This is a genomic window from Vibrio sp. AIC-3 (assembly GCF_013114515.1).
GTDB classification, from domain to species: domain Bacteria; phylum Pseudomonadota; class Gammaproteobacteria; order Enterobacterales; family Vibrionaceae; genus Vibrio; species Vibrio crassostreae_C.
Genome location: NZ_VTXG01000015.1, coordinates 78,490 through 92,306 on the forward strand (window position 1 = coordinate 78,490; position 13,817 = coordinate 92,306).

A 13,817-nucleotide genomic window follows, 5' to 3' on the forward strand; every position below is an offset into this window, starting at 1 on the left:
TCAATTCAGACATCAATGCTCGATTTTAAATTAGGTGTTCGGATAGAGCACTACACAAGGATGCAGCCAACAACGTCTGCTTTTGAATTAAAGCTAAGTTACGGCTCATATGCTCAGATTACTGAGCCAGTTTTGAGGTTTATATAATGCAAGTTACTGTTGAAACGCTAGAAGGCCTAGAGCGCCGTCTTAATATTACTGTTCCTGCTGCTAACATCGAAGATGCAGTTACAGCTGAACTACGCAACATCGCGAAAAACCGTCGTTTCGATGGTTTCCGTAAAGGCAAAGTGCCAATGAAGATGGTTGCTAAAATGTACGGCAAAGCAGTACGTCAAGACGTGATGGGCGAAGTAATGCAACGTCACTTCATCGAAGCGATCGTTAAAGAGAAAATCAACCCAGCTGGCGCACCTACTTTCGCACCAGTTGAAAACAACGAAGGCGCTGACCTAGTATTCAACGCAACTTTTGAAGTTTACCCAGAAGTTGAGCTGAAAGGTCTAGAAAACATCACTGTTGAGAAACCAGCAGTAGAAGTTAAAGAAGCTGACGTTGAAGAGATGATCGAAACTCTACGTAAGCAACAAGCAACTTGGACTGAAGTTGAAGCTGCTGCTGACGCTGGTTCTCGTGCAACTATCGACTTCGTTGGTTCTATCGACGGTGAAGAGTTTGAAGGCGGCAAAGCTGAGAACTTCCCACTAGAGATGGGCGCTGGTCGCATGATCCCTGGTTTTGAAGACGGTATCGTTGGTAAAACAGCAGGTATGGAATTCGAAATCGACGTAAACTTCCCAGAAGATTACCACGCTGAAAACCTAAAAGGTAAAGCAGCTAAGTTTGCAATCAAAGTAAACAAAGTTGAAGCTCGTGAACTTCCAGAACTAAACGAAGAATTCGTTGCTAAGTTCGGCGCAACTGACGGCGTTGAAGGTCTTAAAGCTGAAGTTCGTAAGAACATGGAGCGTGAGCTTAAGCAAGCTGTTAAGAACCGCATCAAAGAGCAAGCTATCGACGGTCTAGTTAACGAAAACAACATCGACGTACCTTCTGCTCTAATCGATCAAGAGATCGGTGTTCTACGTCAACAAGCTGCTCAACGTTTCGGTGGCAACACTGAAGCTGCTGACCAACTTCCACGTGAGCTGTTCGAAGAGCAAGCTAAACGTCGCGTAGTTGTAGGTCTTCTACTTGGTGAAGTAATCAAGACTGAAGAGCTAAAAGCTGACGACGAGAAAGTTAAAGCTATCATCGAAGAGATGGCTACAGCATACGAAGATCCAACAGAAGTTATTGCTTACTACGAGCAAAACGAGCAAATGATGAACAACATGCGCAACGTTGCTCTAGAAGAGCAAGCTATTGATGCAATCATCGCTAAAGCTCAAGTTTCTGATAAAGAAGTTAGCTTCAACGAGCTAATGAATCAGCAACCTGCTTAATATAGTAATATCTGACGTAGAAGGTTGACGTACGGTCAACAATTCTGCTAACAATGGTCCGTATGATTTAATCATTCGGGCCATTTATTTTAGGGACATAAGAATATGAGCTACCAAGAAAAAAATACAATGCCATCGATTATGGACGCACTAGTTCCTATGGTGGTTGAACAGACTTCCCGTGGTGAACGTTCTTACGATATTTATTCTCGTCTATTAAAAGAACGTATCATTTTCTTAACAGGTCAAGTGGAAGACCACATGGCAAATCTTGTCGTGGCTCAACTGCTTTTCTTGGAATCAGAAAACCCAGACAAAGATATCTATCTTTACATCAACTCACCTGGCGGTAGCGTAACAGCAGGCATGTCTATCTACGACACAATGCAGTTCATCAAGCCAAACGTGAGCACAGTATGTATGGGTCAAGCTTGCTCTATGGGTGCATTCTTACTAGCGGGTGGTACTCCTGGTAAGCGTCACGTGCTTCCAAACTCACGTGTAATGATTCACCAGCCACTTGGCGGTTTCCAAGGCCAAGCGTCTGATATTCAAATTCACGCGCAAGAGATCCTAACGATCAAACAAAAGCTAAACAAACTATTGGCAGAGCACACAGGTCAGCCTCTAGAAGTTGTTGAGCGCGATACAGATCGTGATAACTTCATGTCTGCTGATCAAGCAGTAGAATACGGCTTGGTGGATTCAGTTCTTAATCACCGCGGTCAATAATTGCAGGGCAATTGTTTAACGCAAAGTGATTCAAATTGATATACACTCAAGCATAGAGAGTTAAGGCTAAGAGGTTAGCGAATGACAGATAAAAGCAAAGAGGGTGGTAGCGGTAAACTGCTTTACTGCTCTTTCTGTGGCAAAAGCCAACACGAAGTTCGCAAGTTAATCGCAGGTCCTTCTGTTTACATTTGTGATGAATGTGTCGATCTTTGTAACGACATTATTCGTGAAGAAATTAAAGATGTTCTTCCTAAGAAAGAATCGGAATCGCTGCCAACGCCGCGTGAGATTCGTGAGCATCTTGACGACTATGTAATCGGTCAAGAATACGCGAAGAAAGTGCTAGCAGTTGCAGTTTATAACCACTACAAGCGTTTACGTAATGGTGATACGACAGCTGAAGGCGTAGAGCTAGGTAAGAGTAACATTCTTCTTATCGGTCCTACTGGTAGTGGTAAAACACTACTGGCTGAAACATTGGCTCGTTTCCTAGACGTTCCTTTCACAATGGCAGACGCAACAACACTAACCGAAGCGGGTTATGTGGGCGAAGATGTTGAAAACATCATCCAGAAGTTGCTTCAGAAATGTGATTACGACGTAGCGAAAGCGGAACGCGGCATTGTTTACATCGATGAAATCGACAAGATTTCTCGTAAAGCTGAAAACCCATCAATCACGCGTGACGTGTCTGGTGAAGGTGTACAGCAAGCTCTACTAAAACTTGTTGAAGGTACAGTAGCTTCAGTTCCACCTCAAGGTGGTCGTAAGCATCCACAGCAAGAGTTCTTGCAAGTGGACACGTCTAAGATCTTATTTATCTGTGGTGGTGCGTTTGCAGGCCTAGATAAAGTGATTGAACAGCGTGTAGAAACAGGTTCAGGTATCGGCTTTGGCGCAGAAGTGCGTTCAAAAGATGAAACCAAAACTATCGGTGAATTGTTCACTCAAGTAGAACCTGAAGATCTAGTGAAATATGGTCTGATTCCAGAATTCATTGGTCGTCTACCTGTGACAACAACACTGACAGAGCTTGATGAAGAAGCGCTAATCCAAATCCTATGTGAGCCAAAGAATGCACTTACAAAACAGTACGCAGCATTATTTGAGCTTGAGGATACAGAGTTAGAATTCCGTGAAGATGCTTTACGTGCCATTGCTAAGAAAGCAATGAACCGTAAAACAGGTGCTCGTGGTCTACGTTCTATCTTGGAGGGTGTTCTACTAGAAACTATGTACGAACTGCCATCTTCAACTGATGTAAGCAAGGTTGTGATTGATGAGTCGGTAATTAATGGTGAGTCAGAACCACTATTAATTTACAGCAACTCAGATAACCAAGCAGCTGTTGCAGAGTAGGTCTTTTTTAGACAAGTCACTCAAATTGAAAAAGGAGGTAAGCAATTACCTCCTTTTTTTTATTCTTCCATTGAATCCAGTCGTTTAAGCCCCATATACTGCTTTATAAGTTAAAGCGGAAGAGAGAAATATATGAACTTGGAACGTTCCGAGCGTATCGAAATCCCCGTGCTACCTCTACGTGATGTAGTGGTTTACCCACACATGGTTATTCCATTGTTTGTTGGTCGTGAAAAATCGATTACTTGCCTTGAATCGGCAATGGAAGCTAACAAACAAGTACTACTTGTAGCGCAGAAAGAAGCGGACACTGATGAGCCTTCAATTGACGACCTATTTAAAGTAGGTACTGTCGCTACCATTCTTCAGTTACTAAAGCTCCCTGATGGTACTGTTAAAGTGCTTGTCGAAGGTCAGCAGCGTGCAAAAATTCACCAATTCAAAGAAAGTGAGTTTTTCTTAGCGGACGCAGAATACGTTGTAACCTCAGAACTTGACGAAAAAGAACAAGAAGTGGTTGTTCGCAGCGCGATCAATCAATTCGAAGGCTTTATTAAGCTGAACAAAAAGATTCCACCAGAAGTTCTAACATCTCTGAACGGTATTGATGAGGCAGCTCGCCTTGCTGATACGATTGCTGCACACATGCCACTTAAACTGGTAGACAAGCAGCACGTTCTAGAAATCTTAGATGTGACTGAACGTCTGGAATTCTTGATGGGCCAAATGGAGTCAGAAATTGACATCTTGCAAGTTGAAAAACGCATTCGTGGCCGCGTTAAGAAGCAAATGGAAAAATCTCAGCGTGAGTACTACCTGAATGAGCAAATGAAAGCGATTCAGAAAGAACTTGGCGAGATGGACGACGCTCCTGATGAATTCGAGACTCTGAAGAAGAAGATCGAAGACTCTAAGATGCCTCAAGAAGCTCGTGAAAAAACCGAGCAAGAACTGCAAAAACTGAAAATGATGTCGCCAATGTCTGCTGAAGCAACAGTAGTACGTAGCTACATTGATTGGATGGTGGGCGTTCCTTGGGCTAAGCGTTCAAAAGTGAAAAAGAATCTAGCGAAAGCGGAAGAGATCTTAAACGAAGACCACTACGGCTTAGAGCGTGTTAAAGAACGTATTCTTGAATACTTGGCAGTACAAAACCGTATCAACAAGCTAAAAGGCCCAATCCTTTGTCTTGTTGGTCCTCCTGGTGTAGGTAAAACCTCGCTAGGTCGTTCGATTGCTGCGGCAACGGGTCGTAAGTACACGCGTATGGCACTTGGTGGCGTTCGTGATGAAGCTGAGATTCGTGGTCACCGTCGTACGTACATCGGTTCACTTCCGGGTAAACTGATCCAGAAGATGTCTAAAGTTGGTGTTAAGAACCCACTGTTCCTATTAGATGAGATCGATAAGATGTCTTCTGATATGCGTGGCGACCCATCTTCAGCACTTCTAGAAGTTCTAGATCCAGAACAAAACAACGCATTTAACGATCACTACCTAGAAGTAGATTACGATCTGTCAGATGTTATGTTCGTGGCAACATCGAACTCGATGGACATTCCTGGGCCTCTACTGGACCGTATGGAAGTGATTCGTCTATCTGGTTACACAGAAGATGAGAAGCTGAACATTGCTAAGAGCCATTTACTGGACAAGCAAGTTCAACGCAACGGTCTTAAGCCTCATGAAATTGAGATTGAAGACTCTGCAATCATCGGCATCATTCGTTACTACACGCGTGAAGCGGGTGTACGTAGCCTAGAGCGTGAAATCTCAAAGATCTGTCGTAAAGCAGTGAAGAACATCTTGCTAGACAGCGATCTTAAGTCTGTAACGGTTAACATTGATAACCTGAAAGAGTACTTAGGTGTTCAACGCCACGACTTCGGTAAAGCGGATGAAAGCAACCGTATCGGTCAAGTAACAGGCCTAGCGTGGACTCAAGTGGGTGGTGATCTACTGACTATCGAGACCGAAGCAATGCCGGGCAAAGGTAAGCTAACGCAAACTGGCTCACTTGGCGACGTGATGAAAGAGTCGATTCAAGCGGCAATGACAGTGGTTCGTTCTCGTGCTGAAAAACTGGGTATCAACTCAGATTTCTACGAAAAACGTGACATTCACGTTCACGTACCAGAAGGTGCTACACCGAAAGATGGCCCGAGTGCGGGTATCGCAATGTGTACTGCACTTGTCTCTAGCTTGACGGGTAACCCGGTTAAAGCAGAGGTCGGTATGACAGGTGAAATTACCCTTCGTGGTGAAGTTTTACCTATCGGTGGCTTGAAAGAAAAACTGCTTGCTGCACACCGTGGCGGCATCAAAACTGTACTGATCCCTAAAGACAATGAGCGTGATTTGGAAGAGATTCCAGACAACGTAATCGCTGACTTGAAGGTGATCCCGGTTCAGTGGATTGATGAAGTACTCAAAGTCGCGCTAGAACGAGATCCGTCAGGGGTCGAGTTTGACGTGAAAAAATAGTGATGCATAGCAAAAATAAGTAAAGAATTACGCTGATAGGCCCGAAAAGGCTTGTCAGCGTTTTTTTTGGACGCTAAGTTATTGAACAAAGCGGCAGCCCTTTTGCAATAAGGCTTGCGGCTAAATTAAAACCAAAATGGAACGTACAGTCATCAGAAGTAGTCACAGATGACACATAGGGGAAAAACAGTGAATAAAACACAACTAGTAGAATCAATCGCAGAAAACGCAGACATCTCTAAAGCTTCAGCTGGCCGCGCTCTAGACGCATTCATCGAAGCAGTTGGCACAACGCTACAATCTGGTGACCAAGTTGCACTTGTTGGCTTTGGTACTTTCAGTGTTCGTACTCGTGCTGCTCGTACAGGTCGTAACCCAAAAACTGGTGAAGAGATCCAAATCGCAGAAGCTAAAGTACCTGGCTTCAAAGCGGGTAAAGCACTTAAAGACGCATGTAACTAATTTTCACTGCTGAAACCTCCATTTAAGAGGGGAAGGCAGTAAAATGCGTTTACTGTTTGAAAAATGATGTTTCATTCTTAAACAGTATGTGTACAAAGCACATTGAACTTATTTAAATTATGCGCATCCTACTGATGCGCATTTCTTTTTCTGATAATATCGCGTGAATAGATTTTTATTTTGAAGCCAATGCTTCATATCCGGAGAGCACTTAAATTATGATGGATCGATTACGCGAAGGCGTGAATAGCATCGCGGTAAAAATTATCCTTGGGTTGATTATCCTGTCATTCGTATTCGCAGGTGTAGGCAGCTACATCACCGGTGGCGGTAACAACGCAGCAGCTAAAGTTGGCAACACAGAAATTGCTCGTGGTGAGTTCGAACAGGCTTACCAAAACGAACGTAATCGTATGCAGTCTCAACTTGGCGATTACTTCGCGCAAATGCTTGCAGACCCTGCTTACGTAGAGTCTTTCCGTAAATCAGTACTTGATCGCATGATCAATGACGTACTGCTTGAGCAGCAAGCTGAGTCTCTAGGCCTACGAATCAGTGATTCTCAAATCCGCACCATGATTCTAGAAATGCCTCAGTTCCAAACGGCGGGTCAATTCGACCAAGAAGTTTACCAATCGGCACTACGTCGTGCAGGTTTCAGCGCAGAGAGCTTCGCTGAATACATGCGTCGTGACCTTATGCGCAACCAGCTTGTGACTGCACTTCAAGGCAGTGAATTCGTTCTTCAGGGCGAAATCGATACTCAGAGCAAGCTTATCGCACAAACTCGTGACATTCGCACAGTGACACTGTCTGTTGCTGACCTTGCAAAAGACATCGAGTTAACTGACGAGCAAATCGAACAGTACTACCAAGAGAACCCAGCAGCTTACACTCGTCCAGAGCAAGCTAAGGTATCTTACATTGAGCTTTCTGCTGAAGCGCTTAAGTCTCAGCTTGAAGTAAGCGATGAAGAAGCACAGAAATACTACCAAGAGCACCTAGACAAGTACTCAACGGAAGAGCAACGTAAAGTTAGCCACATCCTAGTTCAAGGCGATGACGAAGCGAAAGCTCAGGCAATCCTAGACGAGCTAAATGCAGGCGCTGATTTTGCTACGCTAGCGGAAGAGAAATCTGACGACTTCGGTAGTGCAGACGTTGGCGGTGACCTAGGTTGGATTGAGCGCGATGTTATGGACCCTGCATTCGAAGACGCGGCTTTCGCTCTTGAGAATATTGGCGATACTACTGGCCTAGTTAAATCTGATTTCGGCTACCACATCATCAAGCTAGACGAACTAAAAGCGTCTCAAGCTCAGCCTTACACTGAAGTAGCGGCAGAGATTAAGACAGAGCTTCTAGACCAACACGCAGTTGATCAGTTCTACGAGCAACAAACTGAGCTAGAAAAAGTAGCGTTTGAATTCCCAGATTCTCTAGATGATTCTGCAGAAGCTATCAACGCGAAGATCACAACGACAGATTTCATCTCTCAAGTTGACGCTCCAGAAGTTCTGATGACGCCTGCAGTTATGCAAGCTATCTTGAGCCCTGAAGTGAAAGAAGACGGTCTAAACTCGGAAGTTATCGAAGTTGCACCTGAGCACGTAATTGTTGTTCGTGTAGAAGAGACTCGTGATGAGACAGTTCTTCCTCTAGCTGAAGTGAAAGATCAAGTTGTCGCTGCACTGTCTGCTGTACAAGCAGAGCAGCAAGCGGTTGAGCTAGGTGTTTCTCTAGTGAACGAACTTGAGCAAGGCAATGAAGCAGTACTAGCGGACAACAACCTTGAGTTCACTGAACTTGAAACGATTGACCGTAACTCGCCATTAGCGGCATCTGTATTCGCTCTAGCGAAACCAGAAGCAGGTCAAGCTGTGTTCGGTCAATCTAAAGACCAAGACGGTAATATCGTTGTTGTTGAGCTTTCTAAAGTAACGGCTGAGATCAACCCAGCCTACAGCACTCAAATTGGTGCACAGTTGGAGCGAGTTGGTAACCAGCAAGACCTGACTAACGTATTAAACGTACTTCGTAAAAACGCAGACGTTGAATACTACGTAGTGGGTCAAGGTCAGTAAGCGTTTGATTACCTCAGTAGCAAGCTCAAGTTAGAGCTTACTACTGAAATCAACACGTGATTGTTAGGCTTTAATTCAGATTTGTGAGCCAACAAACACACTGATGAAAATAAGATGTATAACGAAGCGGGTCACTTAGGTGATCCGCTTTATTTTTATCTGGTGATTGTGTTATCTAGCGCGGCAAATGCATAAGTTACGTTTTTTGAACAAAGGAACTATTTATGCGCACGATATATTCAACACTAATTCTTTCATTTCTGATGCTCTTAAGCCCTGCCGTGTTTGCAGACAGCCCAACCAAGGCTGAGCTTTACGAAGGCATTGAGATTACGGTCAACATCAATACCGCGACGGCAGAAGAACTTTCAGCACTATTGGTTGGCGTGGGTGACAAGAAAGCCAAAGAAATCGTCGATTACAGAGATCAGAACGGGGCATTTACTACTGCTGATGATTTGGTGAGTGTCAAAGGGATAGGTGAAGCGACGGTTGAAAAGAACCGCGAAAGAATTCAACTTTGACCCGTTTTTCTACTTGTTAGAAATGAAGCGATAGATATGAAGCCTCCGGCCAATGCACCTGCTAGGTGGGCTTCAATCGCGATACGAGCATTAATCAGTTCACCAGTCGTGCTAGAAGGGCCAATAAGCTGCTCCCAAGCGATTTTAGCGACTAATCCGAATACTAACAGCCAACTAGACTTCCTGCCGTTTAAAGCCTCTCTGAGCGCGAATAAGCCAAACAACCCATGCAAAGTGCCCGATAGGCCAACGTAGATCTGAATACTTGAAAACAACAGAGCGACGCCAGTCACTAAACTGATCACAAGCAAAGCAACAACAAGCTGTTTTTTACTCGGTTGAAACAGGTAGCTGATGATCCACAAGCCTGCTAGATTCATCAGAAGATGCGAGTAGTTGGTATGTGAAAAGTTTCCTGTTAGGATTCGCCACCATTGCCCATCGGCAATCGCATTGCTATCCCAAACGACCCAAGCTTGTATTGGCTCAAATTGGAATAAGACGCATAAAAGTGAAATGAAAATTAAAACAGGGTACACATTAAATCCATGTCTCGTTATTGCCCCCAATGCAGCAAGGCTTTGAAAGCTTGTATTTGTCAGTGGGTTACACCACTCGAATCGAATGTTGAGCTTATCATTCTTCAGCACCCATCAGAAGAGCATCGTCCGATGGGAACAGCGCGTATTCTCTCGTTATCTCTTAATAACAGCGTGACGTTTGTTGGCGAAGACTTTTCAGACAACGAACAACTCAACGCATTGTTGTGCGATGAACAGTATCAACATGTGATTTTATACCCAAGCGAAAACTCCGTTTCAGTTGAGTCGGCGACATCTCCCAATAAGAAGCTGCGTGTGATTTTATTGGATGGCACGTGGAAGAAAGCATTCAAGATGTGGCAAGTATCGAGTAACTTGCATGCGTTGAACACGGTTCATTTACCGAAAGATCTCAAGGGTAATTACCGAATTCGCAAAGCACCCAGTGAAAATAGCCTTTCAACCGTTGAAGCTGGCTATCATTTACTTAGCTTGTTAGAGCGTGATGGCGACTTTAGCCCTTTGCTAACGGCATTTGACCAAATGATTCAGTTTCAAATCAATCAAATGCCGCCGGGCGTGTTTGAGAAAAACTACTTAGATTAAGCCGTTTTAGTAAAGTGAGTCAGGAATTAAAACTCGGTATGAGCTGAGAACAGTTGCTGATGCATTTTCTGCGCAAGATCATCAGTCATCGATGAAATGTAATCGGCTATCACGCGCATTTTTCGAGACTCATCTTGATGTTGTAGCCATTGCTTCTTGATGGGCAGTGGCAGCAAGCGTTCAGGATCTGCGCTGAATGCTTCAAACATATCCATGATGATCTGTTGACCTTTGTATTCGATGACCTGAACCTGTGGCACTTGAATAACGAACTCGCTGACAAAGTGTTTCAGCTTATCGAGTGTGCCGTCCATGCTCGGCTCGAGCACCGCATTGTAAGCCAACAGTACATTCTCAAAGTTAGCCTCCACTCGCTTAATCGAGATACTGGTCAACAGTGCGTTGACTATCCCACCAATCGCATCCTTTCGACGATACTGTTCACCAGAGAAAAGCATCTCTGTAATTGAATCTAGGTGTTCACAAATCCATGGGTCGGCCATCTCTTTCAGTTGAGGGTAAGCCGATTCGACCCACTGAGCTTTGGTCACAGAGCCAAGCACAATCGCATCTTCTAAATCGTGCACGCCATACGCGATGTCGTCAGCAAGTTCCATGATCGAACAATCCAGTGACTTATATTTGGTCTTGTTGTGCTCAAGTGGCTCGGTATGCGTTTTTCTTTTCTGTTTTAGGAGCGGTTGGTCGCTGCTTGAAAGCGGTTCAAGCACCCAGTTAAACAACTCTTCATCATGATCGTAGATGCCTTTTGCTGGCATCCAATCTTTAGCTCGGAGTTGTCGTTGATGCTTAACGGGTTCAGACTGCAATTTAGCTTGAACCTCACTCAGCAGAGAAGGGTACTTAATTAGACCTAACAAAGTGCGTCGAGATAGGTTCATCCCGTGATGTTCAGTGTAAGGTTCTAGCTGTGTGACTATGCGAAACGTTTGAGCGTTGCCCTCAAAGCCGCCGTGGTCGCGCATCATGTAGTTGAGTGCGACTTCGCCGCCATGTCCATAGGGTGGATGACCGATGTCGTGAGCCAAACACAGTGAATCAATCAAACTGTCTGAGGGTAATAGGTCTCGAAATTCGGGCTGCTTTTTCTTCAGTTGAGCGACGATACCGGTGCCAAGCTGAGCGGCCTCAAGAGAGTGGGTAAGGCGCGTTCGGTGAAAGTCGTTGACCGTGGTGCCATGGATCTGGGTTTTCGCTTGTAAGCGACGGAAAGCAGCAGAGTGAAGCACGCGCGCACGGTCACGCTGATACGGGCTGCGGTGGTCATCCCGTCTTATTTTATGTTCATCGTCATTTCGATGCTGCCATTCTTGTTCGAGTACAAAGGGTGGTTCGAGTTGAGAATTCAAAATAGCACCTATCAAATTGATTTTATTTAGCTAATTAAAAACAACTTATACCCAGCTAGCTTATCTCGTCTAGTGATAATTCAAAGCTCGGTGCGAATGTGGTGAGAAAGTAGTCCATTTCTGGGCTTTTGCGTTGTTCGAGTGTCTCTTCCAATCGGCGCTTGGCTTGCTCGTATTCATGATTGCCCGCACTGAGCTCTTCCAAGCATTTCAGGTACGCACAGATAGTATCTGCCTGCTTGACGATGCTTTGCTCTTCTTTACTCGCAGTACCAGATATTAAGAAGGGGGCGAAGTCGTCTCTGAACTCTTCTGGCAACATCGAAAGCAGTCTTTGTTCTGCCGCGGCTTCTATCTTCTTATACTCTTGTGCAATATCCGGGTTGTAGTATTTAACTGGCGTTGGCAAATCACCCGTCAGTACCTCACTGGTGTCGTGGTACATGCCAAGCAGAGCAATGTGCTCGGGGTTAAGCTGACCATCAAACTTCTTGTTTTTGATCAGTGCCAAAGCGTGTGCCACGAAAGCAACCTGTAGGCTATGTTCTGAAATGTTCTCGCTTGATACCGAACGCATCAGGGGCCAGCGTTGAATTAGCTTCATGCGTGCGAGATGGGCAAAGAAATGGCTCTGTTTCATAAATGTCCTTTTTAAACAATACTCCACTCGTATCTTGTGTTTGCACAGGGATACGAGACAGCGGATACAAAAAAGGCTCCTAAACAGGAGCCTTTTAAGCATAGAAGTGAATGAATACAAGTTAAAGTCTTTTAAAACAGCAAATTGTAGCCATCTTTCTTTGTGCTCATTAACCTTCGATGAGGTCGTCTTGGCTGTAAGTCTGTAAGAAGCGCTCTAAACGACCAATTGCGATTTCTAGATCTTCGATGTGCGGCAGAGTCACGATACGGAAGTGATCCGGTTTCGGCCAATTGAAGCCCGTACCTTGAACCAATAGCACCTTCTCTTGCTTAAGGAAGTCGAGTACAAACTTCTGATCGTCTTTGATGTTGTACATGTTGGTGTCGATTTTAGGGAACAGGTACATTGCACCTTTCGGTTTCACACAAGAAACGCCAGGGATCTTGTTGATCAGTTCCCATGCACGGTCACGCTGTTCAAGCAGTCGACCGCCTGGAAGAATCAGCTCATTGATACTCTGATAGCCACCGAGTGCGGTTTGGATAGCGTGTTGCATCGGAACGTTGGCACACAAACGCATTGAGGCCAGCATTTCTAGTCCTTCAACGTAGCCTTTCGCTAGGTGTTTAGGGCCTGTTAAGAACATCCAACCACCACGGAAACCACATACACGGTAAGCTTTAGATAGGCCGTTGAACGTGACCATTAATACGTCTTCAGCAAGCGTTGCCACTGAAGTGTGTACCGCACCGTCGTAAAGTACTTTGTCGTAGATTTCATCGGCGAAGATGATCAAACCGTGCTCACGAGCAATCTCAACCACTTGTAATAGGAAATCACGGCTGTATACCGCGCCTGTTGGGTTGTTCGGGTTGATAAGAACGATGCCGCGCGTCTTTGGTGAGATCTTCGCGCGCATGTCGTCTAAATCTGGATACCAATCAGCATCTTCATCACACATGTAGTGAACCGGTGTACCACCAGAAAGCGCAACAGACGCTGTCCATAGTGGGTAATCCGGAGCGGGAACTAAGATTTCATCACCATTATCCAGTAGCGCTTGCATAGACATAACGATAAGCTCTGATGCGCCGTTACCAATGTAAACGTCTTCTACATCAAGGTTACGTAGGCCTTTTTTCTGGTAGTGCTGAACAACCGCTTTGCGGGCTGAATAGATGCCTTTTGAGTCGCAGTAACCTTGAGATGTCGGTAGGTTACGGATTACGTCAACAAGGATTTCATCAGGGGCGTCAAAACCAAATGGGGCGGGGTTACCAATATTAAGCTTCAGTATTTTATGCCCTTCTTCTTCCATGCGCTTAGCATGTTTGAGTACAGGCCCCCTGATTTCGTAGCATACGCTGTTGAGTTTTGACGACATCCCGATATTTTGCATTGCCGATTTCCTGAAATTAATTTAAATACTTTATTAAAGTACCGCAAAATGGCGTTTGATAGAATAAAAATCTGATGAATGTCGCATTTCAGTGTCACGTTTAGCCTTTTTGTTGTCACTCTTTTCTAAATTTTAATTAATCGCTTTCTTGGTTATTGGCTAAG

Annotated in this window: 12 protein-coding genes; 8 read left to right on the plus strand and 4 right to left on the minus strand. The window is 44.7% G+C overall.

Annotation, left to right across the window (positions count from 1 at the left end):
* The first annotated feature begins 146 nt into the window (after nucleotides 1-146).
* From tig to F0229_RS12370, 7 genes are all read left to right on the plus strand, one after another.
* Nucleotides 147-1,445, plus strand: a complete 1,299-nt coding sequence (tig, locus tag F0229_RS12340) for a trigger factor (RefSeq protein ID WP_017060621.1) — start codon at nucleotides 147-149, stop codon at nucleotides 1,443-1,445.
* A 105-nt stretch (nucleotides 1,446-1,550) separates the two neighbouring features.
* Nucleotides 1,551-2,177, plus strand: coding sequence for an ATP-dependent Clp endopeptidase proteolytic subunit ClpP (gene clpP / locus F0229_RS12345; protein WP_004736080.1), 627 nt, complete (start codon nucleotides 1,551-1,553; stop codon nucleotides 2,175-2,177).
* Between the two features lie 81 nt (nucleotides 2,178-2,258).
* Nucleotides 2,259-3,539, plus strand: a complete 1,281-nt coding sequence (clpX, locus tag F0229_RS12350) for an ATP-dependent protease ATP-binding subunit ClpX (RefSeq protein WP_009847283.1) — start codon at nucleotides 2,259-2,261, stop codon at nucleotides 3,537-3,539.
* Between the two features lie 132 nt (nucleotides 3,540-3,671).
* Nucleotides 3,672-6,023 (plus strand): endopeptidase La, encoded by a 2,352-nt coding sequence (lon, locus tag F0229_RS12355; RefSeq protein ID WP_017060619.1) that lies wholly within the window; start codon nucleotides 3,672-3,674, stop codon nucleotides 6,021-6,023.
* A 168-nt stretch (nucleotides 6,024-6,191) separates the two neighbouring features.
* Nucleotides 6,192-6,485 (plus strand): HU family DNA-binding protein, encoded by a 294-nt coding sequence (locus tag F0229_RS12360; RefSeq protein ID WP_012604504.1) that lies wholly within the window; start codon nucleotides 6,192-6,194, stop codon nucleotides 6,483-6,485.
* 218 nt (nucleotides 6,486-6,703) lie between these two features.
* Entirely contained in the window at nucleotides 6,704-8,569 is a 1,866-nt protein-coding gene (ppiD, locus tag F0229_RS12365; protein WP_017060618.1) for a peptidylprolyl isomerase, read from the plus strand.
* Between the two features lie 224 nt (nucleotides 8,570-8,793).
* Nucleotides 8,794-9,093 carry a helix-hairpin-helix domain-containing protein gene (locus F0229_RS12370; RefSeq protein WP_017060617.1) on the plus strand — a complete coding sequence of 100 codons (300 nt, stop codon included), beginning with the start codon at nucleotides 8,794-8,796 and terminating at the stop codon, nucleotides 9,091-9,093.
* On the opposite strand, the gene rrtA is transcribed toward F0229_RS12370, so the two are convergent.
* Complete coding sequence (rrtA, locus tag F0229_RS12375) at nucleotides 9,084-9,632, minus strand: rhombosortase (protein ID WP_017060616.1); 549 nt, start codon at nucleotides 9,630-9,632, stop codon at nucleotides 9,084-9,086. The genes F0229_RS12370 and rrtA overlap by 10 nt on opposite strands.
* Before the next feature lie 9 nt (nucleotides 9,633-9,641).
* Between rrtA and F0229_RS12380 the strand changes: the two genes are divergently transcribed.
* Entirely contained in the window at nucleotides 9,642-10,241 is a 600-nt protein-coding gene (locus F0229_RS12380; protein ID WP_017060615.1) for a tRNA-uridine aminocarboxypropyltransferase, read from the plus strand.
* A gap of 26 nt (nucleotides 10,242-10,267) precedes the next feature.
* Here F0229_RS12380 and F0229_RS12385 read toward each other — a convergent pair whose 3' ends face one another.
* The 3 genes from F0229_RS12385 to F0229_RS12395 form a co-directional block, all read right to left on the minus strand.
* Complete coding sequence (locus F0229_RS12385; protein ID WP_171732956.1) at nucleotides 10,268-11,611, minus strand: anti-phage deoxyguanosine triphosphatase; 1,344 nt, start codon at nucleotides 11,609-11,611, stop codon at nucleotides 10,268-10,270.
* 55 nt (nucleotides 11,612-11,666) lie between these two features.
* On the minus strand, nucleotides 11,667-12,251 hold the full coding sequence (gene yfbR, locus F0229_RS12390) for a 5'-deoxynucleotidase (RefSeq protein ID WP_017060613.1): 585 nt from the start codon (nucleotides 12,249-12,251) through the stop codon (nucleotides 11,667-11,669).
* A gap of 169 nt (nucleotides 12,252-12,420) precedes the next feature.
* Nucleotides 12,421-13,653 (minus strand): pyridoxal phosphate-dependent aminotransferase, encoded by a 1,233-nt coding sequence (locus tag F0229_RS12395; RefSeq protein ID WP_017060166.1) that lies wholly within the window; start codon nucleotides 13,651-13,653, stop codon nucleotides 12,421-12,423.
* Between the last annotated feature and the right edge of the window lie 164 nt (nucleotides 13,654-13,817).